The sequence below is a fragment of the Modestobacter sp. VKM Ac-2978 genome (assembly GCF_026968025.1).
Classification (GTDB): domain Bacteria; phylum Actinomycetota; class Actinomycetes; order Mycobacteriales; family Geodermatophilaceae; genus Modestobacter.
This window is the reverse complement of sequence record NZ_JAPVBP010000001.1, coordinates 430,137-451,637: the sequence shown is the minus strand read 5'-3', so window position 1 is coordinate 451,637 and position 21,501 is coordinate 430,137. Positions and strand designations below refer to the sequence as shown.

Below are 21,501 nucleotides of genomic sequence, written 5' to 3'. Positions count from 1 at the left end.
GTCAGCGGCGGCGGGTGAGCAGCCAGTGCAGCCCGACGCCGATCGCGGCGCCGGTGCTGTTGGTGACGACGTCGACCAGGGACGGGTAGCGCGCCGGCAGGAACAGCGCCTGGACGAGCTCGACGCCCACCGAGCCGGCCACGCACGCCAGCCAGACCGCCCACCGCGGCCATCGAGGCAGCGACCAGCACAGCAAGAGCGCGAGCGGGACGAACAGCAGCACGTTGCTGCCCCGCTCGACCAGCGGGAAGACCACCGACCAGGAGAGGCCGGTGGCCTGCAGCACGGCGCGGGCGATCGGGCCGGAGAACCCGCCCACCGGGGTGGGCCACAACGTCACGACGGCACCGAGGGCCAGGTAGCCGGCGAGCAGCCCGCGGGCCCACCACCGCCCCGGGCCGGGACGGTGGTCGCGATCGGCGACCACCGGGGCTCGGGTCAGTCCACCGAGACGAGGTCGAGGACGAAGACCAGGGTGGAGCCGGCGGGGATCGGCCCTCGGGCCTGGTCGCCGTAGCCGAGCTCGCTGGGGATGGTGACGACCCGGCGGCCACCGACCTGCATGCCCTCGATGCCCTGCTCGAAGCCGGGGATGACCTGGCCGGCCCCGAGGGTGACCGGCAGGGTCTCCTCCTCGCCCCGGTCCCAGGAGGCGTCGAACTCCTCGCCGGACTCGTAGAAGCCGCCGACGTACTTGACCTCCGCGGTGGTGCCCCCGGTGGCCTCGGCGCCGTCCCCGACGACGACGTCCTCGACGACGAGCTCGGTGGGCGCCGGCGCGTCCGACGCCGGCACCTCGGGGCGCACGCCGAGGTCGGTGGAGACCTCGGCCGCCACCTCTTCGACCGCTGACCCGGCCGACCCGGCCGGCTCGTCGCTCCCGCAGGCGGCGAGCGGCAGTGACAGGGCGATCGACAGCGGGAGGGCGAGCAGCGTGCGGCGGACGGTGCGGCGGTTCATGACGGTTCTCCTGGCCGAGCGGTGCTCGAGTCGGGGCGGGCATTCGGTACGGCCGGCCGGTCGAGGACCCCGGCCGCACGGTCACCAGGACACCACAGCTCGGACGGCGAGGTCCCGGCCCGTCTGGCGCTGGGCCGTTGCTTGCCACTAGCTTTCCGGCAACGTCCGCGACGGCTGGGGGTCACCCAATGTCCGCATCGATCATCGTGGGGCTCGACGGGAGCGAGGCGAGCGGACGTGCAGCGGACGCTGCTGCCGACGCCGCGCGGAGACACGACCTGCGCCTGGTGCTGGCCTGCGTCGTCCCCTGGTCGCCCTACTCGTTCTCCACGGCGGAGGAGAACGAACGCCGCACGATCGACAAGGAACGCGAGGCGAAGTCGGCCCGCGAGCGGGTCCTCGACCCGGCGCTCGCGCGGCTGTCCGCCGCCGGTGACCTGCAGATCGACGGCGTCGTCCGGCACGGGCACCCCGCCGAGACGCTGGTCTCCCTGGCCCGGGAGCACGACGCCGCGTGGATCACCGTCGGTCGGATCGGGCAGAGCCGGGTCCGCACGCTGCTGTTCGGGTCCACCCCGAGCAGCCTCATCCAGCTCTCCCCCGTCCCCGTCCTGGTGGTGCCGTGATGACCCAGCTCGCCCTCTCCGACGTCCCTGCCCGCGAGGTGCTGGCCGCCACGTTCGACGAGCAGGTCAACGACGTCTTCGCACCGATCTCGGACGTCATCACCGGCATCGTCTTCGCCGCCGTCCCGCTGGACTTCATCGACGAGGGCGTCGAGCTGCCGCTCATCGTCGTCTGGCTGGTCGTCGCCGGGATCTTCTTCACCATCTACCTGAAGGGCTTCCAGTTCCGGGCCTTCGGCCATGCGATCCAGCTGATCAAGGGCAAGTACGACGACCCCGAGGACGCCGGTGAGGTGACCCACTTCCAGGCGCTGGCGACCGCCGTCTCCGGGACGGTGGGCCTCGGGAACATCGCCGGCGTCGCGGTGGCCATCTCCCTCGGGGGACCGGGGGCGACGTTCTGGATGATCATCGCCGGCCTGGTCGGCATGTGCACCAAGGGCGTGGAGTGCACCCTCGGCGTCAAGTACCGCAGGGTCTACGACGACGGCCGGGTCTCCGGTGGCCCCATGTACTACCTGAGCCAGGGGCTGAAGGAGAAGGGCAAGGGCACGCTGGGCAAGGTCCTGGCGGTCCTGTTCTGCATCTTCACCCTGGGTGGCGCCGTCGGTGGCGGGAACATGTTCCAGGCCAACCAGGCCTTCGCCCAGGCCCAGTCGGTGACCGGCGGCGCGGACGGCTGGCTCGGGTTCGGGGCTGCCGGCGCCGTCTTCGGCCTGGTGCTCGCGATCCTGGTCGGGGCGGTGATCATCGGCGGGATCCGGAGCATCGCCCGGGTCACCGACAAGCTCGTCCCGTTCATGGCCGTCTTCTACGTGCTGGCCTGCCTCGCCGTCCTGTTCTCGAACTTCACCGAGATCCCGAGCGCCCTGTGGGAGATCCTCCGGACGGCGTTCAGCCCCGAGGCCGGGTTCGGCGGCGTCGTCGGCGTGCTCATCCAGGGCTTCCGGCGGGCGGCGTTCAGCAACGAGGCCGGGCTGGGGTCGGCCGCGATCGCCCACTCCGCGGTGAAGACCAACGAGCCGGCGACCGAGGGGCACGTCGCCGTCCTCGAGCCCTTCGTCGACACCGTCGTCATCTGCACGATGACCGCGCTGGCCATCGTGATCACCGGCACCTGGGCGGACGAGACCAGCGCCCCGGGGGTGGAGACCACCTCGGCCGCCTTCGAGACGGTCGCGGGCTGGTTCCCGATCGTGCTGGCGGTCGCGGTCATCCTGTTCGCCTACTCCACGATGCTCGCCTGGAGCTACTACGGGCTGAAGGCGTCGACCTACCTGTTCGGCGAGTCGATGGTCGTGGACCGGACCTGGAAGCTGATCTTCTGCATCTTCGTCGTCATCGGGGCCTCCTCCACCCTCGACGCGGTGATCGGCTTCTCCGACAGCATGATCTTCCTGATGTCGCTGCCGAACATCATCGGGCTCTACATCCTGAGCCGGGTGGTGAAGCGGGAGCTGTTCGGCTACCGCGAGCGGCTGGCCCATGGGGCGCTCCTGCCGGTCGCCGAGCGGGGCATCACGCCCTCCCCGACGGGCGGCAGCACCGCCGCCACCACGGGCGTCGACGGCACCACCCCGAACCCGCCGCCCTCGGTCGAGGACCGCTGATCAGTCGCTCCGGCGGGTGCTCCCGAACTCGAGCACCCGCCGGACGACGAGCTCCGGCGCCTCGATCGACAGGGCATGACCGGTGCCGGGCACGAGCTCGACCCGCCACCCGGGGACGACGGTGCGCACCCGCTCGGCCACGGCCGCCGAGTCGTGCAGGGCACTGCGCTGGCCGAGCAGGAGCTGCACCGGTGCTGGCACGGCGGTGAACTCGGCGTCGGTCAGCGGAGGCGGGGGGGGGCAGCCGGCGGCGGAACGACGTGCTCGCGCGGACCAGCCGCATCAGCCCGTCCTCGGCCAGGGTGCCGTTGACCAGCCGGCGCGCTGCGGCCCGACGCAGCGGGGCGGGGAGCAGCCCGGCCAGGCCACCGAGGACCACCCAGCGGTAGAACCTCCCGGTCACGGTCCCGAACCCGGCCGGGTCGACCAGCGTCACGGCCGCCACCCGGCCGGGCTCGTGCACCTGCTGGGTCAGCGCTGTCCACCCGCCGAACGACGTCCCGACCAGGTGCGCACGCTCGGCGCCGACGCCGGCCAGGAACTCCCCGAGCCAGCGCGCGCCGTCGGCGAGCGGCGCAGTCTGAGCCGAACGGCCCGGCTCACCGGGCGGGTCGACCGCCAGCACCGGGCGGGTGCGACCGAGCTCGGCGACGTGGCGGTACCAACTGAGTGCGTTGCCGCCCGCGCCGGGCAGCAGCACGACCGGGTCGTCGCCCTCGGGGCCGTGCCGGAGGGCGTGCACCGTGCCAGCCGCCGTCTCCACCTCGACCCACCGCACCGGCACCGGCCAGAGCTCGGTGAGCGCGCGGTCGTAGGCGGTCAGGAACCGGTCCCGGGACCGCGGTGAGGTGAAGGAGCTGATCCGGGCGGGGGTGGTCGTGGTCATCGGCGTCCCGTCGCTGGCGTATCGTGATACGACCGTATCAAGACCGCCTGGTGCGCCACAATGCCCGGCAGCGCCAGTCGGAGGAGGAGCCCGTGCCCACCCGCGTCGACCACGAGCAGCGCCGTCGGCAGATCGCCGAGGCGCTGCTGCGGATCGCTGCCACCCGCGGCCTGCAGGCGGCCAGCATGCGGGAGGTGGCGGCCGAGGCCGGAGTGTCGCTGCGCCTGGTCCAGTACTACTTCTCCACCAAGGACGAACTGCTCCTCGGCTCGCTCCCCTACCTCGGCGAACGGCTGACGGCACGCGTGCAAGCGCGACTCGAGGGGCTGGGGAAGCCGCCGTCCCCGCGTCAGGTGATCGAGGCAGTCCTGTTCGGAGTGCTGCCGACCGACGAGGAGAGCCGGGCGATCCGGACGACCTACGACGCGTTCTACGCCCTCGTGCTCACCGATCCGGGCCTCGCCGCGCGGCACGAGGCGCACGACCCGGCTGCGCTGGAACGCCTGCTCGCCCGGCAGGTCGAGTTGTCGCAGCAGGCCGGGGAGATCGCCGCCGGCGAGGACGCCGGGTACGTGGCCGCTGTCCTGCTCGCGCTCACCAATGGTCTGGGCGCCAGCGTCATCGGCGGTCAGCGGGGTGGGGACGCCGCATCCGCCGTCCTCCGCCACCACCTCGACCAACTCTTCGACGGCCGATGACCGACGCCGAGACCCCGGTCGACACCTCGCTGCGGGCGGTCTTCGCCGGCCGCCGCGGGCGGCTGCTGTTCGCCCTGCTGCTGGCCGAGTTCGCCGCCGCCGTGCAGGGGATCGCCTACGCCACCGTGCTCCCGCTCGCCGCGCGGGAACTGGACGGCAGCCGGCTCTACGGCGCGACCCTCGCGGCCGGCACGCTGGTCTCCGTGCTGGTGCTCGCCACCGGCTCCGGGCTGACCGCCCGGCTCAGCCCACGGACCACGCTGCTGGTGGCGACCCTGCTCTACGTCGTCGGCGTCATCATGTCGGCCACCGCACCGGCGATGGGCTGGCTGCTGGCCGGCAGCGCCGTCCGCGGGCTGGCCGCCGGACTGCTGGCCGCGTTCGGGCTCAGCGCCCTCGGCGGCCTGTTCGACGACGCGCTGCGACCCCGGGTCATGGGGCTGTTCTCGCTGGTCTGGCTGCTGCCCTCGCTGGTGGGCCCACCGCTGAACGCGGCGATCGCCGTCTGGACCGACTGGCGCTGGGCGATGGCCTGGCCGGCGGCGGTCGTCATCGTCGCCCGCGCGCTGATGGGCCGGGACGTCGACCTCATCCCGTGGCGCACCGGACGCCGCACGGTCGCGGTCGGCGTCGGGCTGCTCGTCGTCGCCGGCCTGGTGCTGGCCACCCTGGCCAGCGGGAGCGGCCGCTGGGGCATCCCGCTGCTGGCCGGTGGCCTCCTGTTGGCCGCCGCCGGGAGCATCCGGGTGTTCGACCAGGCGACCGCTGGTGACCGCCCGCGCACCTGGGTGCTGATCTGCTTCACCGGCCTGGTGGTCGCCTTCTTCACCGCCGACGGGCTGGTACCGCTCGCGGTCGTCGAGGGGCTGGACCGGAGTGTGGTCGCGGGAGCCGTGGCGATCGCGGCCGGGCTGGTCACGTGGTCCGTGGCCGGTGCACGACCACCGCGCCCGGGACGCCGTCCGGACCCGGCCACCCTCGGGATCGCCGCCCTCTGCCCGGCACTGGCCGCCGTCGGCCTCACCCAGAGCGGACTGCTCTCCCCCGCCCCTGCGCTGGCCCTGCTCATCGCTGCCTGGGCAGTGGCGGGCCTCGGCATGGGGCTGGCCTACCCACGGTTGACCGCGCAGGCCTTCGACGACCTGGCGCCCGACCGGGTGGCCGCGGTCGCCACCGCAGTCGCCTTCGCCGAGACCACCGCCGTGGTGATGGGTTCGTTGCTCGGTGCGGGCACCTACTCGCTGGGCACCAGCCTGGGCGCGGGGGTGCGGCCGTCGATCGGGGCGGCGCTGGCGCTGGCGGTCGTCGTCGCGGTGCTCACCCTGGCCGCGTCCCGGCGGCGTTCCGCCCGGACCTGAGCCGCAGCGGGGCGCGTCCCCCGATCGGGAGAACACGGGCACGGGCGAGCACGACGCGCCGCCGTGTCGTGGCCCGCCACGGCCGGTTCACGCGGTCCTCGCCTGCCGGTCGCCGACCCGTGGTCCGGCCGCCTCCTCGACGGCCCACGGTTCCACCACCAGCGCGGAACCCAGGGGGCCACCGATGTCCGATCAGCCACGCACCTCGCCCGCTCCACCTCCGGCACGACCGCTCTCCCGACGGCAGCTCATGCAGGCCGCCGCCGTCGTCGGCGGTGCTGCCGGCGCCGGCGCACTGCTCGGTCCGGCACCGCGGGCGTTCGCCGCGCCGGCTCAGCGGTTCGACCGGCCCGCCACGTCGTGGGGTGTGCAGAGCGGCGACGTCACCGCGACGTCCGGGATCATCTGGTCGAAGACCGACCGGCCGGCCCGGATGCTCGTCGAGGTCGCCGGGACCGAGGACTTCCGCGGCCGGCGCGGCCGCTGGCGGGTCGACGTCGGCCCGGACACCGACTTCACCGGCAAGGTGGCGCTCAGTGGCCTGCCGGCCGGCACCGAGCTGTTCTACCGCGTCCGGTTCGTCGGGGAGCACGGCCCGGCCTGCGAGCCCCTGCTGGGCACGCTGCGCACCGCCCCGGCCGACCGCCGGGACGTCAGCTTCTCGTGGTCCGGCGACGTCGCCGGGCAGGGCTGGGGCATCAACCCCGACCTCGGGGGCATGACCGGCTTCGAGTCCGTCCGCCTCCTCGACCCGGACTTCTTCATCCACTCCGGCGACAGCGTCTACGCCGACGGGCCGCTGGAGGAGCGGGTCGAGCTCCCCGACGGCACGGTGTGGCGCAACGTGGTCACCCCGGCGAAGAGCAAGGTCGCCGAGACCCTGGACGAGTACCGCGGTCAGTACCGCTACAACCTGATCGACGACAACGTGCGCCGGTTCGCCGCCCAGGTGCCGCAGTTCGTCCAGTGGGACGACCACGAGGTGACCAACAACTGGTACCCCGGCGAGGTCCTCGGGACGACGGGCCCCGACGCGAGGTACACGGTCAAGGACGTCGACACCCTCGCCGCCCGCGCCCGCCAGGCGTTCGGCGAGTACATGCCGCTCTCCGGCAGCCGGATCGACCGGGTCCTCCCCTACGGCCCGCTGGTCGACGTCTTCGCGCTCGACCTGCGTTCGTTCCGCGGACCCAACTCCGCCAACCTGGCGACGGAGGGGCCGGAGACCCGGATCTTCGGCGCCGACCAGCTCACCCGGCTCGCCGACCAGCTGGCCGCCTCCTGCGCGTTGTGGAAGGTGGTGGCCTCCGACATGCCGCTGGGCGTGGTGGTGCCCGACGGCGAGGTCGCGCAGGAGGCCATCGCCAACCACGCTCCCGGCGGGCCGGCAGGACGGGAGCTCGAGGTGGCGTGGTTGCTGTCGGAGCTGAAGCGCCGCGGGGTCCGCAACGTGGTGTGGCTGACCGCCGACGTCCACTACACCGCGGCCCACTTCTACGACCCGGAGAAGGCCTCGTTCTCCGACTTCGACCCGTTCTGGGAGTTCGTCAGCGGCCCGCTGCACGCCGGCACGTTCGGACCCAACGACCTCGACGGCACCTTCGGCCCCCAGGTGGTCTGGTCCCGCGCCGCGGACACCCCGAACCAGCCGCCGAGCGCCGGCCTCCAGTTCCTCGGCCACGTACGGATCGACGGGCACAGCGGGGTCATGACGGTCCAGTTGCGCGACGTCGCCGGAGCGGTGCTGCACTCGACCGACCTGACGCCGGCCTGACGGAGGACCCCCGTCCCGAGGCTCACCCCGCGCGAGCTGGGGGCGAGCCTCGGGACGGGGCCGTCAGGCGGCGCCGAGCGCGTCGGCGACCCGGTGGTGGACGGCGGCGTCGGCACCGCGGCTCTGCCGCTCCAGGGTGCGGGCCAGCGCGCGGCGGGCCCACCCGTTGGCCGGGGCCAGTTCCACCAGCCGGGCCAGCGCGTCCTCGGCGCGGCCGAGCTGGGCGGAACCGAAGCAACTGCGGGCCAGCAGCTCCAGGGCGGCCTGGTTGTCCGGCTCGGCAGCGACCACCGCCTCCAGGACGCGGGCGGCCTCCGCGGGCTGCCCCATCGCGAGGAACAGGTCCGCGCGCAGGTACTCCGAGTGCAGGTCGATCTCGTACGGCTGGGTCATGACGCTCCTTCCACCGGCCCGTAACAGCGCCGTCCCCACGGCTCTTCCCGGCGTGTCGCGCACAGGGCGCATCCGTCCGAGCCGTCACCGACGAAGCCCCGGTGTCTGGTCATCCACACGACGGAGGCAACCCATGGGCGTGCGCGAGAACCTGCGAGACCGTCGGCCGAACCGGTCGGACGATGCGAACCAGACCGACGAGGGCGGCGGGTCGGTGGTCTACACCGTGCAGCGCGTCGGCGCGGTGGTCGTGGCCCTGGTCCTGCTCGCCTTCGGCATCCTCGGCTTCGCCGACGGGCTGGCCTACTTCTCCACCGACGGCGGCGAGGTGGCCGGCCTCTCCTCCAACGGCCTGCTCTCCACGATCTCTGTGGTCACCGCGCTGGTGCTGGTGGTCACCGCGTTCCTCGGGCCCCGCCCGGCCTCGAACACGATGCTGGTGATCGGCACGCTCTTCCTCGTCTCGGCGCTGGCCAACCTGGCCGTCCTGGAGAGCGACCTCAACCTGCTGGCGTTCTCGATGGCCAACGTCATCTTCTCCATCGGCGCCGGGCTGGTGCTGCTGATCCTGGGCGCCTACGGCCGGGTGAGCGGCAACCTGCCGGCCGACAGCCCCTACCGGGAGGACACCGGCCCAGAGGTGTCCTCCGAGGACACCGACCCGCAGCTGCCGCAGACCCCGGCGGAGGAGGCGGCCGAGCGGGACATGCGACAGGCCGAGCTCGCCGTCGTCGAGCACCGCGCCACCGCCGAGCAGCAGCAGCGGGTCGACGCCATGGCGAAGGTGCGCACCCGGGCCGACCGGCGGCGGGTCTGGATGTCCTTCGACCGGACGTCGCTGACCTGATCCAGCAGGACCGGTCCGATGGCCCCGGTGCACCGGGGCCATCGGGAAGTAGCCTCGCGAGCGCCATGTCCTCATCCGGTGCCTCCGTCTCCCCTCCGCGCGACCGCGCCGACGCCTGCCCCGGCGCCCTGCAGACCCATGCCGCCGCCGACGGCGGGTTGGCCCGGGTCCGGGTGCCGGGCGGGGCGATCAGCGCGGCGCAGCTGCGGGCGCTGGCGGCGGCTGCCCGGGAGCTCGGCGACGGGCACCTGGAGCTGACCAGCCGGGGCAACCTGCAGCTGCGCGGCCTCCCGTCCGGCGCGGAGGTCGAGCTGGGCGACCGGCTGGCCGCCGTGGGGCTGCTGCCCAGTGCCACGCACGAGCGGGTGCGCAACGTGCTGGCCAGCACGCTCTCCGGGCGCACCGAGGACGGGCACGTCGACGTCCGGCCGTGGATCGCCGCCTTCGACGCCGGCCTCTGCGCCGACCCGGCCCTGGCCGAACTGCCCGGCCGCTTCCTGCTCACCCTGGACGACGGCCGGGGCGACGTCGCCGGTCACGGTGGGGACGTCGGCCTGCTGGCCCTCTCCGCCGACTCGGTGGCCCTGCTCCTCGGCGGCGTCGACTCCGGCCTGCGCTGCTCCCCGGCCGACGCGGTGCCGCTCGCCCTCGACGCCGCCCGCGCCTTCCTCGCCGAGCGCACGGCCCAGGGCTCGACCGCCTGGCGCCTGACCGAGCTCGCCGACGGCCCCACCCGCGTCGCCACCCGCCTCGACCACCCCGACCACCCCGACCACCCCGACCACCAAAATGGCCATTTCGGTGGTCCGGTGGAGGTGCCGGGGGCGGCGGTGGTGGGGCCGGTCGGGGCCGCGACGCAGGTCGACGGCCGGACGGCGCTGATCGGCGTCGTCCCGCTGGGCCGGCTCAGCGCCGACCAGGCCGACCTGCTCGCCCGGCTGGCCGACGAGGTGCAGCTGACCCCCTGGCGCAGCGTCGTCGTGCCCGACCTGGCCGAGGACGCCGTGGATGACGCCGCCGTCGACCTGTTCCGCACCGGCATGGTGTTCGACGAGGCGAGTCCCTGGCTGCAGGTGACCACCTGCGCCGGCCGCCCGGGCTGCGCGAAGTCGTTGGCCGACGTCCGCGCCGACGCGGTCACCGCCGTCTCCACCCGGACGCTGCCCGCCGGCGGCGCCCGACAGCACTGGGCCGGCTGCGAGCGTCGCTGCGGCCGACCGCAGGGTGGGGTCGTCGACGTCGTCGCGACGCCGTCCGGCTACGAACTCTGGATCGATGAGGACTGATGTACTCCTACGAGCACGACGGCGCCGAGATCTACCGGCAGTCCTTCGCCACCATCCGCGCCGAGGCCGACCTGTCGGGCCTGCCCGAGGACGTCGCCCAGGTCGCCGTCCGGATGATCCACGCCTGCGGGCAGGTCGACCTGGTGGCCGACGTGGCCTTCTCCCCCGACGTCGTCCTGGCCGGCCGCAAGGCGCTGGAGTCCGGCGCCCCGGTGCTGTGCGACGCCCAGATGGTCGCCTCCGGCGTGACCCGCAAGCGGCTGCCGGCGTTCAACGAGGTCGTCTGCACCCTGAACGACCCGCGCACCCCCGACCTGGCCCGGGAGATGGGCACCACCCGCACCGCGGCGGCGATGCACCTGTGGGGCGACCGGCTGGACGGCGCCGTCGTCGCGATCGGCAACGCCCCCACCGCGCTGTTCCACCTGCTGGAGATGGTCCGCGACGGGGCCCCGCGCCCGGCCGCGGTCATCGGCATCCCGGTGGGCTTCATCGGTGCGGTCGAGTCCAAGGAGGCGCTGGCCGCCTCGGACCTGGAGTTCCTCGCCGTCCGCGGCCGGCGCGGCGGCAGCGCCATCACCGCCGCCGCCGTCAACGCGATCGCGAGCACCGCCGAATGACCACCAAAATGGCCATTGTGGTGGACGGGGGGCACCGGTGACGGGGCGGCTGTACGGGGTCGGGCTGGGGCCGGGCGACCCGGAGCTGGTGACCGTCAAGGCGGCCCGGCTGATCGGCGCGGCGGACGTCGTCGCCTTCCACGCCGCCCAGCACGGCCGCTCGGTCGCCCGGGCCCTGGCCGCGCCGTACCTGCGCGAGGGGCAGGTCGAGGAGCTGCTGGTCTACCCGGTGACCACCGAGACCACCGCCCACCCCGGCGGCTACCAGGGCGCGATCGACGAGTTCTACGAGGCCGCCGCCGCCCGGCTGGCCGCGCACCTGGACGCCGGCCGGGACGTCGTCGTCCTCGCCGAGGGCGACCCGTTCTTCTACGGCTCGTACATGCACATGCACAAGCGGCTGGCGCACCGCTACCCGACCGAGGTGGTCCCGGGGGTCACCAGTGTCAGCGGCGCGGCCGCGGTGCTCGGCCGGCCGCTGGTGGAGCGGGACGAGGTGCTCACCGTGCTGCCCGGCACGCTGCCGTCCGACGAGCTCGCCGAGTGGCTGTCGACCACCGACTCCGCCGCGGTGATGAAGCTCGGCCGCACGTTCCGCAACGTCCGAGACGCCTTCGAGGCCGCCGGGGTGCTCGACCGCGCCTACTACGTGGAGCGGGCGACGACCGCCCAGCAACGCACCATGCCGCTGGCCGAGGTGGACCCCGACACCGTCCCCTACTTCTCCCTCGCGCTGCTGCCCAGCGAGCTGACCGGGCCGGTCCCGGGCCCGGAACAGGCCAGTGAGACCGAGGTGCGCACCGGCGAGGTGGTGGTGGTCGGCCTCGGCCCCGGGCAGCGCAGCTGGACGACGCCCGAGGCCGCCGAGGCGCTGGCCCGCGCCGACGACCTGGTCGGCTACGGCCCCTACCTGGACCGGGTGCCGGCGAACCCGCGGCAGACCCGGCACCCCAGCGACAACCGGGTGGAGGCCGAGCGCGCCGCACACGCCCTCGAGCTGGCCCGGTCCGGACGGCGCGTGGCCGTCGTCTCCAGCGGCGACCCCGGCGTGTTCGCGATGGCCGCCGCGGTGCTCGAGGTGGCGGCGGAGGACTTCCCCGACGTGGAGGTCCGGGTGCTGCCCGGGCTCACCGCGGCGCAGGCGGTCGCGTCGCGGGTGGGGGCGCCGCTCGGGCACGACTTCGCGATCATCTCGCTGTCCGACGTCCTCAAGCCCTGGGACGTCGTGCTCGACCGGCTGCGCCACGCGGCCGCCGCCGACCTGGTGATCGCGCTGTACAACCCGCGCTCCAAGGCCCGGCCGCACCAGCTGGGCGAGGCACACCAGGCGCTGCTGGAGGTCAGGAAGCCGGAGACCGTGGTCGTCATCGGCCGGGACGTCGGCGGCGCGGCGGAGTCGGTCACCGTGACCACCCTCGGTGAGTTCGACCCCGAGTCCGTCGACATGCGCTGCCTGGTGATGATCGGCTCCACCCAGACCCGGGTGACGCCGTCCGGCCAGGTCTTCACCAGCCGCCGCTACCCGGGTTGACGGAGGACCGACGAGTTCCGCCCACTGGGGAGGTCCTCACGGCATGGACGATCAACGCGACGTGGGCGAGGTCCGGGACGACTCGATCCGGCTGAACTCGGTCACCCTCGACTGCCCGGACGCCGGCGCACTGGCCGCGTTCTACGCCGAGATCACCGGCGGTGCGGTGGTCGTGCGGCACGAGGGGTGGGCGCGGGTCGACGGTCCGGGCGGACGGATCGACTTCCAGACCGTGCCCGCGCACACCCCGCCGACCTGGCCGACCGGTCCGGTGCCGATGCAGTCGCACCTGGACCTCCTGGTCACGGACCGGGACGCGGCCGAGGTCCGGGTGCTGGCGGCCGGTGCGAAGAAGTACGAGTTCCAGCCCAACGACGACCACTGCTCCGTGTACGCCGACCCGGCCGGTCACCCGTTCTGCCTGACCACCTGGGACAGCCCGACGTGACGGGTCGGCCCGCCACCCCGGACGGCGAGCGCGTCGCGTGACGATGGAGGGGCCGAAGTCGCGACTCCGGCCCCTCCGTGGAACAGCAGGGCTTCGTTGGTGCTTGCATCGGTTCGTGCCCCGTCGTGAGCTCAGCCGGCCCGCCGCCTTCTGGTCGGTGGCGGTGCTGCTGACCCTGATGCTCGCCGCCTCCGGGGTGCCCTCGCCGCTGTACCGGGTCTACGCGGAGGAGTTCGGCTTCGGCTCCGGCCTGATCACCGTCGTCTTCGGCGTCTACGCCTTCGCGCTGCTGCTGTCGCTGCTGGTGGTCGGGGCGCTCTCGGACCACGTGGGACGCCGCCCGGTGCTCGCCGTCGCGCTGCTGCTCGAGGCCGTCTCGATGGTGCTGTTCCTGACCGCCGACGGGGTGGAGTGGCTGCTGCTGGCCCGCATCGTCCAGGGGCTGGCCACCGGGGCCCTGACCGGCGCGTTCGGTGCCGCGCTGCTGGACCTGCAGCGCCCGGACCGCCCGCTGGGCGCGCTGGTCAACTCGGCGTCCCCCGCGGTGGGGCTCTCGGTCGGTGCGGTGAGCGCCGGGCTGGCGGTCGAGTTCCTGCCCGCGCCGACCAGCTGGGTCTTCGGCGCCCTCACCGTGCTCTGCCTGGCCGCCGCCGCCGGGGTGTGGGTCTTCCTGCCCGAGTCCTCCCCCCGGCTGCCCGGCGCCGCGCGGTCGCTGCGGCCCAGCGTGCAGGTGCCCGCCTCGCAGCGCCGGGCGTTCGTCGTCGTCCTGCCCTGCCTGGTCGCCACCTGGGCGCTGGGCGGGCTCTACGCCTCGCTCGGCCCGTCGCTGGTGGCCGGCGTCTTCGAGGTGCAGGACCACGTCGTGGGCAGCCTGGTCATCCTCGCGCTCAACGGCACCGGCCTGGTCGGCTCGCTCTCCATGCGGACCGTGGCGCCGGCCCGGTCGATGGTCGTCGGTGCCCTGGTCTTCGCCGTCGGGGTGGCGGGCACCGTGGCCGCGCTGACCACCGGCTCGCTCCCGCTGTTCTTCGTCGCCGCGGTGGTCTCCGGCTTCGGCTTCGGGGCGGCGTTCCTCGGCGCGATGGCGACCGTCACCCAGGGCGTCGCCCCCGGGCAGCGGGCCGCCCTGCTGTCCGCGGTCTTCACCGCCAGCTACCTGGCCTTCAGCGTGCCGGCGATCGCCGCGGGGGTGGCGGCCGGGCGCATCGGCCTGGAGCGGACGGCGCAGGTGTACGGCGTCGTCGTCATCGTGCTGGCCCTGCTGGCGGTGGGCGGCCTGGCCCTGCACGCCCGGCGGCCGGCCACCCCGGTCGTGGAGCCCGCGCACCGGGCTCCCGCCGCCGCCCTCGACTAGCTGCCGGCGCGGGTCACCGCCGCGCAGAACCGGGTGTGGTCCTCGCGGGCCTCGGTGAGCGGCTCGACCACCTCCGTGTCGGCCACCTCACCGACCCGGTCCAGCAACCGCCGCCGCACCTGTCTGGCCCGTCTCCGGGCGCCGACGTGCACCAGTGGCCGGGTCAGCAGCGCCAGCAGCAACCCGGCGAGCAGCCCCCCGGCCAGCAGCAACGTCGGCAGCGGGATGCCCTCGACCCGGGGCAGCGGGACGACGTCGTCCAGCTGGAGCAACCCCAGGCCGACCAGCCCGAGCAGCCACAACGCGCCGACCAGCGCGGTCAGCACGAGCAGCCACTGCAGCCCGCCGACCGCCCGCTGCCACAGCGGCGTCCGGTCCGGGCCGAGGTCGGTGCCGGTGACCGCGCGGTCCAGCCGGTCGGCGAGGCGGTCCTCGGAGAACTCGGCGGTGCGGCGCAGCTCGTCCCGCCAGGCCTGCGGCAGCCCGTGGCCGGCGGAGTCCCGCGCCCGGCGCAGCGCCGCCCCCACGCCCGCCTGCTGCACGGCCCCGGCCTGGGGCAGTGAGCTGCGGGCCGCCTCGTTGCCCAGGTGCAGCCGGCCCAGCGGGTCGGCCCGGAGCTTGCCCGTCCAGCGCAGCAACGGCCACCCGGTGTGCGCGGCGCCGCGACGGCGGGCCGAGCGCTCCACCGCGGTGACCACGGCCGGCACCCCGGCGGCGTCGGCGAGCGCCTCGGTCAGCCCTGCCCACTCGTCGGAGTCACGGCTGCGGTCCGGGCCGGCGTCGGGTGCGCAGTGCTCGGCGAGCGCACCGGCAGCGGCCCGGGCGTCGGCGGCCAGCCGGTCGGTGGCCGCCCGGCGGGCGGCGACCCGGCGGGCCAGCTCGGTGCGCAGCTCCGGCAGCCCCGCGCCGGTGCGGGCCGCGGTGGGCAGCACCGGGGTCGCCCCGAGACCCTCCCGGTCCAGCAGCCCGCGCAGGTCGGCCAGGCAGGCGCGGGCGGCCGGCTCGTCCAGCCGGTCGACCTGGTTGAGGACGACGACCAGCACCCCCGCGTGCCCGGCCAGCGGCGCCAGGTACTGCGAGTGCACCGCGGCGTCGGCGTACTTCTGCGGGTCGAGCACCCACACCAGCACGTCCACCAGCTCCACCAGCCGGTCGACCTCCAGCCGGTTCTCCAGCCGGACGCTGTCGTGGTCGGGCAGGTCGAGCAGCACCAGCCCGTCCAGCGCCGGGTCACCCGACTCGACCCGGTGCCGGCGGGGCACCTGGAGCCAGTCCAGCAGCCGGTCGGACCCGTGCTCCCCCCACACGCTGGCGTGGGCGACGCCGGTGGTCGGCCGGCGCACGCCCGGCGTGCTCACCTCGCTGCCGCTGAGCGCGTTGAACAGGGTGGACTTCCCGCTCCCGGTCGCCCCGGCCAGCGCGACCACGGTGGCGTCGCCGAGCGCCTCCCGGGCACCGGCCTTGGCCAGCAGGGCACGGGCGCTGGCGACCTCCGGCACCTCCAGCCGCCCCTCGGCGACCTCCACCGCCTCGCGCAGGGCGGCCAGCCGGTCGGTCAGGGACAGCTCGCCACGCCTCCCGAGCCTCACGCGCGGGCCCCGTGGGCAGCAGCCAGCGCCTGCGCCGCCGACCGCAGCTCGACGTCCGCGCCCGGCGCCGGGGCGACGTCCTCCAGCAGCACGTCGAAGCGGTGCTGCTCGGCGCGCAGCAGCCGCGCGGCGCGGGCGTCCAGGTCGGCCCGCGCCCGGGCGGCCAGCTCGCGCACCGCGGCGTCCCCGAACACCGCCTCCAGCACCCGCTGACCGACCGCGGTGGTGCCGCCGGCGATGGCCACCTCGGCGCCGGACAGCCCGGCGGTGGAGGCGAAGACGGCGACCATCACCACCGCACCCGCGCCGTTGACCCCCCAGGACATCAGCCGGGCCCGCGACCGCTTGCCCGCGCCCTCGCTGCGCACCAGCTCCAGCACCGTGCCCTGCCAGTCCCGCACCTCGTCGGCGGAGGCGCCGGCGAACGACGGCGAGACGCCGTCCAGCTCGGTCTCCCGGCCGTCGAGCAGGGCGATCCCGCCGGGCAGGGTCCGCCAGCTGGTGACGGTCTTCTCCGCGGCCCGGTCGGCCTCGGCCCGCAGCAGCAGCTCGACCCCGGACTCCAGGGCACCGGCCAGGTCGTCGGCGGGGTTGCTGCGGCCGGTGAACGCGGCGGTGACCCGATCCCGCAACCGGCCGACATGGCCCTGCAGGCTGCGCATCCACTCGCCGGTGCCGACGAACTCCTGCCAGCGGGCGAGCACCTCCCCGCGCAGCAGGCTGCCGTTGCCGACGCCCTCGTCGATCGCCGCCCGTGCCCGGGCGTACGCGGCGTCCGCGGCGGTCTGCAGCGCCTCGGCGGCGGCCGCCTGCTCGGCGACGCCGGCGACGACGACGTCGACCCGGTCGTGCAGGCTGCCCAGCGCCCCGGCCAGGGTCTGCCGGACGACGGCGGCACGCTGCTCCTGGTCGGCGGCGAGCGCGTGCAGCCAGCCCCGCAGCGGGGCGACCTGCTCGTCGGGCAGGAAGCCGTCGACCAGCGGCCGCTCCTCGATCACGAACAGCCGGGCGCTGTCCAGCTGTGCTCGGCGCAGCATCCCGGCCAGGTCGTCGGCCACCTCCGCCACCGCCTCGGGCGGCACCCGGTCCAGCACGACGGCCAGCGCGGTCCCCCGTTCCTGGGCCGTGCGCAGCAGGTCCCACGGGACGGCGTCGGCGTAGCGGGCCGCCGTCGTCACGAACACCCACAGGTCGGCGGCGGCCAGCAGCTGACCGGCCAGGTCGCGGTTGGCCTCGACCACCGAGTCGACGTCCGGGGCGTCGATGAGCGCGAGCCCGGGCGGCAACGCATCGGTGGCCACGAGCTTGATGCCGCTGGTGGCGTCTCCCTCGCCGGTGGTGCGGGCGAGCCCGGGCAGCACCCGGTCGCCGGCGAACGCGGCCCGGTCGGCGGGAGCGCAGACCAGCACCGGGGCGCGGGTCGTCGGGCGGAGCACGCCCGGAGTGGTGACCCGGGCGCCCAGCACGCTGTTGACCAACGTGGACTTGCCGGCGCCGGTCGAGCCGCCGACCACGGTGAGCAGGGGTGCGTCCAGGTCGCGCAGCCGGGGCAGCAGGTAGTCGTCGACCTGGTCGACGACCGAGCGGGCGGTGCGGGCGGCGGTGTCCCGGCCGGGGGTGGCCAGGCCGAGCGGTGCCGAGGCGACCCGATCGCGCAGTTGCTGCAGGGCGTCGGGCAGCCCGGACGGGGTGGTCATGCCCGGATCTTGCCCGGGACGCCGACCGCGAACCCCTCACCTGTCCCCGGCCCCCGCTCAGGCGGTGCGCAGCTCCCCCGGGTCGGCGCTGCGGTGCAGGATCGGCAGGGCGATCAGCGTGAGGGCGGCCGTGGCCAGCGTCGTCCCGCCGACGATGACCGCCAGCGCCGTCCAGGGCACGGGCACGGCGGTCTCCACCACCCGGAGCACCCGCCCGGTGGCGGAGTACATGCTCTCCTGCACGGTGGTGCCCATCACGCCACGGGCGGCGAGGATGCCGGCGGCGGTGGCCAGCAACGTGGCCGGCACGACCGGCACCAGCACCTCCAGCAACAGCGCCCGCCCGAGGACGCCCCGCGGCACCCCGGCGGCGACGAGCGCGGCCGCCGCTCGCCGCCGGCTCAGCACGCCCTCGATGGTGCCGACCAGCAGGCCGGCCACGGCGATGGCGCCGGCGACGACCAGGGCCAGGTCCACCGTGTCCAGGGCCCGGGCGTAGAACTCGTTGCCGCTCTGCCGCTGGGACAGCAGGGTGTGCGACCGGAAGCCCTGGATGGCCGCGGCGAGCAGGACGACGACCAGCAGGGCCGCGTGGCTCCGGCTGGCGGCGAAGGGCGCGGCGACCAACCGCCGCCCGGCGATGAGCAGGGCGGGTCGCCCGGTGCGCCGGGCCAGGAACTCCCCCACCCGCGCGGAGACGGCCGCCGTCCCGAGCACGATGCCGATCGCGGTGCAGAGGAACAACAGCAGGAACACCAGGGCGGGTACCCGGCCCACACCCCCGTCGATGCCGGCCACCCGGACCAGCCCTGCGAACAGCGCCATGCCGCCGGCCCCGAGGACGAACAGGGCCGCCGGGACCACCTGGACCGGCCGCACCCGCTGGCTGCGCACCACCCCGAACGGCGTCGTGGTCACCCGGCGCAGCGCGGCCAGCGCGAAGACCGTGGCCGCGACCGGCACGGCGAGGACCAGGAGGGCGATCAGCCAGACCGGCGGGAGGACGTCGGTCGGCAGCCGCAGTGCCGGGCCGGTGACGTCCTCGATGAGGTAGCCGTTCGACGAGATCTCGGTGCTGCGCTCGTAGGTGGCCGTCACCGGGTTCCCCAGCAGCACCCGTCCGACCAGGTACACCCCCAGGCCGATCAGTGACCCCAGGGCCGCCGCCAACCCGGTCTCGACGGCGGCCACCCGGGCGACGTCCGAGGGGGTCGCGCCGGTGAGCCGGAGGGCGGCCAGCCGCCGGTCGCGCGCCGGCGCACCGATCCGGGCGCACTGGCCGGTGAACGCCAGCACCGGCACGCAGAGCAGCACCAGGGCGATCACGATGCCGATGTGCAGCCCGGTCTCGTTGAGCAGTTGGCTGGTGTAGGGCCCGTCGCCCTCGCCGGTGGCCGCGACCGTGGCGGCGGCGAGCAGCGCCAGCACCCCCGCGGCGGCGCCGACCGCGGTCAGCGCGATCCGGGTGCGGTCGGCCCGGCCACCGGCGGTGGCCAGCCACAGCAGGGTCGACCAGCGCATCGCCCCGGCGTCCTCCGAGCTGCTCATCGGGCGCCTGCCCGGCCCAGCGCGCCCCGCAGGGCCGAGGTCGGGGCGCCCTCGTCGGCCATGCCGTCCCGGATGACGATCTCCCGGTCGGCGTACGCGGCGACCTTCGCGTCATGGGTGACCATCAGCACGGTCGTGCCGGCCTGCCGGGTGACCCGGACCAGCTCGGTGAGCACCTGCTCCCCGGCCAGGGTGTCCAGCGCGCCGGTCGGCTCGTCGGCGAACAGCACCTCGGGCTCGGTCACCAGCGCACGGGCCATCGCCACCCGCTGGGCCTGGCCGCCGGACATCTCGGTCGACCGGTGCGTCGCCAGGTCGGCCACCCCGAAGCGCTCGAGCCAGGTGCCGGCGGCGGTCAGGGCGGGACGTCGCTTGACGCCGCCCAGCAGCAGCGGCATCGCCACGTTCTCCGCCGCCGTCAGCTCGGGCACCAGCTGGCCGAACTGGAAGAGCACGCCGAACCGGGTGCGCCGCAGCCGGGACCGCTCGGCCTCGCTGTCGGTGTCGATCCGGCGCCCGTCGAACCAGACCTCGCCGGCGTCCGGGCGCAGGATGCCCGCCAGGCACAGCAGCAGCGTCGACTTGCCCGACCCGGACGGGCCGGTGATCGCCAGGATCTCCCCGCGTGCGGTGCCCACGCTGATCCCGCGCAGCGCCGGGGAGTGGCCGTAGGAGCGCACCAGCGCACGGCCGGCGAGCAGCAGGCCCTCGTCGGTGCTGGTGTCCTCGGGTGTGGAGGTCATGGTCGGAGCTCCTCGGAGAGGGAGGCGACGCGGGCCAGGGCGGTGTCGATCCACCGCAGGTCGGCATCGAGGTGGTTGAGGGCGTAGTCGGCCGCGAGCACACCGGCCAGGGAGGTGTCGGGGTCGGTCTTGACGCGGGTGTACTCGCGCATCCGCTCCCGGTGGGCCGCGCGCTGCCGTTGCAGGTAGTCAGCCGCGGCGTCGTCCCCGGCGACCAGCAGCGCGAGGGTCACCTTCACCGCCAGCGGGTTGCTGACGAAGGGGGTCGGCGCCTCGACCTCGGCCAGCCAGGCGTCGAGCTCCTGCCGCCCGGCCGGGGTCATCTCGTACGACGTGCGGTCGGGCCCGCCGCCCCGGTCGGTGCTCCCGGGGGCGACCAGTCCGTCCCGCAGCAGCCGCTCCAACGTGGCGTACACCTGCGCGGGAGCGATCGGCTTGGCCATCGGGAACCGTGCGTCGTACTGCCGCTTGAGGTCGTACCCGTGCCGTCCGCCCCGCGCGAGGAGGCCGAGGAGGACGTGCCCGAGCGCCATGGGCAGACTATGCACTCAGTTACTAGTCGCTGTCCAGACGTCGGACGCGCGTGTCTGCCTCAGTCGCGCCGTGGCCAGGCCACGACCGGGCCGCCCGACGCCCCGGCGCCGTCGTCGTGCTCGTGACTGCCGGCCGCATGGGCCACCGCGGCCAGCAGCAGGACCAGCTCGTCGCGGTCCAGCCCCGCGGTCAGGTCGGCCAGGTCGACCGGCTGCCCCTCGGCCAGGCTCGCTGCCGCCCGCAACAGCCGCAGCTGCCCGCCGCTGCCGCCGATCACCCCGGTGCGGAGCGCGCCGTCCAGGTCGGCCCACTGGACCGCGGCCCACGGCCCGCCGTCGATCGCGTCGGCGTCGAGTGCGATGGCGATCAGCCCGGCGGCCTGCAGCCGGGGCAGCCAGTGGCCGGACTCGGCCAGCAGCAGCACCGCCGCCTCGGCCGCGTAGTCACCGACCGCCGCCCGCAGCAGGGCGCTCTCCAGGCTCAGTGGGTCGAGATCGACCGCCTGCGGTTCTCCCAGCACTGCGCACCACCTCCGTCGCTCCCACTGTGCACCGCGGGTACGACAGTCCGCGGCGGGCGACGCCCGGAGCGCACCACCCGTCAGCCCGGGGTGCCGCCGTGGCCACGGGCCGGGGCCACCAGCCGGAGGACCACTGCCTGCACGACCAGGGTGAGCACGGCGACCCCCACCACGACGACGTAGAAGACCCACCTCGGCTGCCCGTGCCCGAGCAGCAGGGTGCCGGAGACCAGCGCTGCCGCGATGGCGACGCTGGACCACCGGCGGTACCCCTCCGGCAGTGCCGCCGAGGCCTCGCCCAGCCGGAGCGGCCGCCCCGCCGCGCTCGTCGCCCGGTGCGCCTGGTGCACCGCGACCGCCATGCCGACCAGCACGAGCACACACCCGAGGAGGACCGCCATGCGCGGACCGTAGCCCCGCCACCGGGGCTCCGGTACCCCACCGGAAACGGGGTCGATCGCCCTTCGTGCTCACCCCGG

Annotated in this window: 22 protein-coding genes and 1 pseudogene; 11 read left to right on the top strand and 12 right to left on the bottom strand. The window is 74.9% G+C overall.

All coding sequences use genetic code 11. The features are described 5' to 3' along the window. Position 1: 1 nt before the first annotated feature. Together O2W53_RS02135 and O2W53_RS02130 are read right to left on the bottom strand one after the other, a co-directional pair. Positions 2 to 427 carry a VanZ family protein gene (locus tag O2W53_RS02135; RefSeq protein ID WP_269161396.1) on the bottom strand — a complete coding sequence of 142 codons (426 nt, stop codon included), beginning with the start codon at positions 425 to 427 and terminating at the stop codon, positions 2 to 4. An 11-nt stretch (positions 428 to 438) separates the two neighbouring features. Next, complete coding sequence (locus O2W53_RS02130) at positions 439 to 960, bottom strand: FKBP-type peptidyl-prolyl cis-trans isomerase (protein WP_269161395.1); 522 nt, start codon at positions 958 to 960, stop codon at positions 439 to 441. A 188-nt stretch (positions 961 to 1,148) separates the two neighbouring features. Between O2W53_RS02130 and O2W53_RS02125 the strand changes: the two genes are divergently transcribed. Both O2W53_RS02125 and O2W53_RS02120 read left to right on the top strand, forming a co-directional pair. Continuing rightward, positions 1,149 to 1,586 (top strand): universal stress protein, encoded by a 438-nt coding sequence (locus tag O2W53_RS02125; RefSeq protein ID WP_269161394.1) that lies wholly within the window; start codon positions 1,149 to 1,151, stop codon positions 1,584 to 1,586. Further along, positions 1,586 to 3,196: an alanine/glycine:cation symporter family protein gene (locus O2W53_RS02120; protein WP_269161393.1), complete on the top strand. Its 1,611-nt coding sequence runs from the start codon at positions 1,586 to 1,588 to the stop codon at positions 3,194 to 3,196. Before O2W53_RS02125 ends, O2W53_RS02120 begins: the two co-directional genes overlap by 1 nt. On the opposite strand, the gene O2W53_RS02115 is transcribed toward O2W53_RS02120, so the two are convergent. Together O2W53_RS02115 and O2W53_RS23855 are read right to left on the bottom strand one after the other, a co-directional pair. After that, complete coding sequence (locus tag O2W53_RS02115) at positions 3,197 to 3,397, bottom strand: alpha/beta fold hydrolase (RefSeq protein ID WP_269161392.1); 201 nt, start codon at positions 3,395 to 3,397, stop codon at positions 3,197 to 3,199. A gap of 226 nt (positions 3,398 to 3,623) precedes the next feature. Beyond that, positions 3,624 to 4,082, bottom strand: a pseudogene (locus O2W53_RS23855) (alpha/beta fold hydrolase); the annotation flags it as partial. A gap of 92 nt (positions 4,083 to 4,174) precedes the next feature. On the opposite strand from O2W53_RS23855, the gene O2W53_RS02110 reads away from it, so the two are divergent. From O2W53_RS02110 to O2W53_RS02100, 3 genes are all read left to right on the top strand, one after another. Then, on the top strand, positions 4,175 to 4,780 hold the full coding sequence (locus O2W53_RS02110) for a TetR/AcrR family transcriptional regulator (RefSeq protein WP_269161391.1): 606 nt from the start codon (positions 4,175 to 4,177) through the stop codon (positions 4,778 to 4,780). Continuing rightward, positions 4,777 to 6,138 carry an MFS transporter gene (locus tag O2W53_RS02105; RefSeq protein ID WP_269161390.1) on the top strand — a complete coding sequence of 454 codons (1,362 nt, stop codon included), beginning with the start codon at positions 4,777 to 4,779 and terminating at the stop codon, positions 6,136 to 6,138. The genes O2W53_RS02110 and O2W53_RS02105 overlap by 4 nt, the downstream gene beginning before the upstream one ends. Positions 6,139 to 6,388: 250 nt before the next feature. Next, positions 6,389 to 7,912: an alkaline phosphatase D family protein gene (locus O2W53_RS02100; protein WP_269161389.1), complete on the top strand. Its 1,524-nt coding sequence runs from the start codon at positions 6,389 to 6,391 to the stop codon at positions 7,910 to 7,912. Positions 7,913 to 7,975: 63 nt separating this feature from the next. Here the strand turns inward: O2W53_RS02100 and O2W53_RS02095 are convergent, their stop codons facing one another. Beyond that, complete coding sequence (locus O2W53_RS02095) at positions 7,976 to 8,305, bottom strand: tetratricopeptide repeat protein (RefSeq protein ID WP_269161388.1); 330 nt, start codon at positions 8,303 to 8,305, stop codon at positions 7,976 to 7,978. A gap of 133 nt (positions 8,306 to 8,438) precedes the next feature. On the opposite strand from O2W53_RS02095, the gene O2W53_RS02090 reads away from it, so the two are divergent. The 6 genes from O2W53_RS02090 (at position 8,439) to O2W53_RS02065 (ending at position 14,391) form a co-directional block, all read left to right on the top strand. Further along, entirely contained in the window at positions 8,439 to 9,152 is a 714-nt protein-coding gene (locus O2W53_RS02090; RefSeq protein WP_269161387.1) for a DUF4383 domain-containing protein, read from the top strand. 65 nt (positions 9,153 to 9,217) lie between these two features. After that, positions 9,218 to 10,438 (top strand): precorrin-3B synthase, encoded by a 1,221-nt coding sequence (cobG, locus tag O2W53_RS02085; protein WP_269161386.1) that lies wholly within the window; start codon positions 9,218 to 9,220, stop codon positions 10,436 to 10,438. Further along, positions 10,438 to 11,058: a precorrin-8X methylmutase gene (locus O2W53_RS02080; RefSeq protein WP_036333987.1), complete on the top strand. Its 621-nt coding sequence runs from the start codon at positions 10,438 to 10,440 to the stop codon at positions 11,056 to 11,058. The genes cobG and O2W53_RS02080 overlap by 1 nt, the downstream gene beginning before the upstream one ends. Positions 11,059 to 11,095: 37 nt before the next feature. Beyond that, positions 11,096 to 12,589, top strand: a complete 1,494-nt coding sequence (locus tag O2W53_RS02075) for a precorrin-2 C(20)-methyltransferase (RefSeq protein WP_269161385.1) — start codon at positions 11,096 to 11,098, stop codon at positions 12,587 to 12,589. 43 nt (positions 12,590 to 12,632) lie between these two features. Next, positions 12,633 to 13,037, top strand: coding sequence for a VOC family protein (locus O2W53_RS02070; protein ID WP_269161384.1), 405 nt, complete (start codon positions 12,633 to 12,635; stop codon positions 13,035 to 13,037). A 115-nt stretch (positions 13,038 to 13,152) separates the two neighbouring features. Then, the gene (locus O2W53_RS02065; RefSeq protein ID WP_269161383.1) at positions 13,153 to 14,391 is read left to right on the top strand and encodes an MFS transporter; all 1,239 of its coding nucleotides are present in this window, start codon (positions 13,153 to 13,155) and stop codon (positions 14,389 to 14,391) included. On the opposite strand, the gene O2W53_RS02060 is transcribed toward O2W53_RS02065, so the two are convergent. The 7 genes from O2W53_RS02060 to O2W53_RS02030 form a co-directional block, all read right to left on the bottom strand. Next, a complete protein-coding gene (locus tag O2W53_RS02060; protein WP_269161382.1) occupies positions 14,388 to 15,980 on the bottom strand; it encodes a YfjP family GTPase in 1,593 nt (530 codons plus the stop codon). The genes O2W53_RS02065 and O2W53_RS02060 overlap by 4 nt on opposite strands. Then, the gene (locus O2W53_RS02055; protein ID WP_269161381.1) at positions 15,977 to 17,677 is read right to left on the bottom strand and encodes an ABC transporter; all 1,701 of its coding nucleotides are present in this window, start codon (positions 17,675 to 17,677) and stop codon (positions 15,977 to 15,979) included. Before O2W53_RS02055 ends, O2W53_RS02060 begins: the two co-directional genes overlap by 4 nt. Before the next feature lie 57 nt (positions 17,678 to 17,734). Then, positions 17,735 to 19,225 carry an FtsX-like permease family protein gene (locus O2W53_RS02050; protein ID WP_269161380.1) on the bottom strand — a complete coding sequence of 497 codons (1,491 nt, stop codon included), beginning with the start codon at positions 19,223 to 19,225 and terminating at the stop codon, positions 17,735 to 17,737. Further along, on the bottom strand, positions 19,222 to 19,968 hold the full coding sequence (locus O2W53_RS02045; protein ID WP_269161379.1) for an ABC transporter ATP-binding protein: 747 nt from the start codon (positions 19,966 to 19,968) through the stop codon (positions 19,222 to 19,224). Before O2W53_RS02045 ends, O2W53_RS02050 begins: the two co-directional genes overlap by 4 nt. Further along, positions 19,965 to 20,501, bottom strand: a complete 537-nt coding sequence (locus O2W53_RS02040) for a PadR family transcriptional regulator (protein WP_269161378.1) — start codon at positions 20,499 to 20,501, stop codon at positions 19,965 to 19,967. Before O2W53_RS02040 ends, O2W53_RS02045 begins: the two co-directional genes overlap by 4 nt. Positions 20,502 to 20,560: 59 nt before the next feature. After that, positions 20,561 to 21,022, bottom strand: coding sequence for a hypothetical protein (locus O2W53_RS02035; protein ID WP_269161377.1), 462 nt, complete (start codon positions 21,020 to 21,022; stop codon positions 20,561 to 20,563). Between the two features lie 80 nt (positions 21,023 to 21,102). Then, positions 21,103 to 21,423 carry a hypothetical protein gene (locus O2W53_RS02030; RefSeq protein WP_269161376.1) on the bottom strand — a complete coding sequence of 107 codons (321 nt, stop codon included), beginning with the start codon at positions 21,421 to 21,423 and terminating at the stop codon, positions 21,103 to 21,105. Positions 21,424 to 21,501: the final 78 nt, after the last annotated feature.

Coding starts and splice junctions, on each gene's coding strand:
- O2W53_RS02130 (WP_269161395.1), bottom strand. CDS start 960: ATGAACCGCCGCACCGTCCGCCGCACGCTGCTCGCCCTCCCGCTGTCG.
- O2W53_RS02125 (WP_269161394.1), top strand. CDS start 1,149: ATGTCCGCATCGATCATCGTGGGGCTCGACGGGAGCGAGGCGAGCGGA.
- O2W53_RS02120 (WP_269161393.1), top strand. CDS start 1,586: ATGACCCAGCTCGCCCTCTCCGACGTCCCTGCCCGCGAGGTGCTGGCC.
- O2W53_RS02105 (WP_269161390.1), top strand. CDS start 4,777: ATGACCGACGCCGAGACCCCGGTCGACACCTCGCTGCGGGCGGTCTTC.
- O2W53_RS02100 (WP_269161389.1), top strand. CDS start 6,389: ATGCAGGCCGCCGCCGTCGTCGGCGGTGCTGCCGGCGCCGGCGCACTG.
- O2W53_RS02095 (WP_269161388.1), bottom strand. CDS start 8,305: ATGACCCAGCCGTACGAGATCGACCTGCACTCGGAGTACCTGCGCGCG.
- O2W53_RS02090 (WP_269161387.1), top strand. CDS start 8,439: ATGGGCGTGCGCGAGAACCTGCGAGACCGTCGGCCGAACCGGTCGGAC.
- cobG (WP_269161386.1), top strand. CDS start 9,218: ATGTCCTCATCCGGTGCCTCCGTCTCCCCTCCGCGCGACCGCGCCGAC.
- O2W53_RS02080 (WP_036333987.1), top strand. CDS start 10,438: ATGTACTCCTACGAGCACGACGGCGCCGAGATCTACCGGCAGTCCTTC.
- O2W53_RS02070 (WP_269161384.1), top strand. CDS start 12,633: ATGGACGATCAACGCGACGTGGGCGAGGTCCGGGACGACTCGATCCGG.
- O2W53_RS02055 (WP_269161381.1), bottom strand. CDS start 17,677: ATGACCACCCCGTCCGGGCTGCCCGACGCCCTGCAGCAACTGCGCGAT.
- O2W53_RS02050 (WP_269161380.1), bottom strand. CDS start 19,225: ATGAGCAGCTCGGAGGACGCCGGGGCGATGCGCTGGTCGACCCTGCTG.
- O2W53_RS02045 (WP_269161379.1), bottom strand. CDS start 19,968: ATGACCTCCACACCCGAGGACACCAGCACCGACGAGGGCCTGCTGCTC.
- O2W53_RS02040 (WP_269161378.1), bottom strand. CDS start 20,501: ATGGCGCTCGGGCACGTCCTCCTCGGCCTCCTCGCGCGGGGCGGACGG.
- O2W53_RS02030 (WP_269161376.1), bottom strand. CDS start 21,423: ATGGCGGTCCTCCTCGGGTGTGTGCTCGTGCTGGTCGGCATGGCGGTC.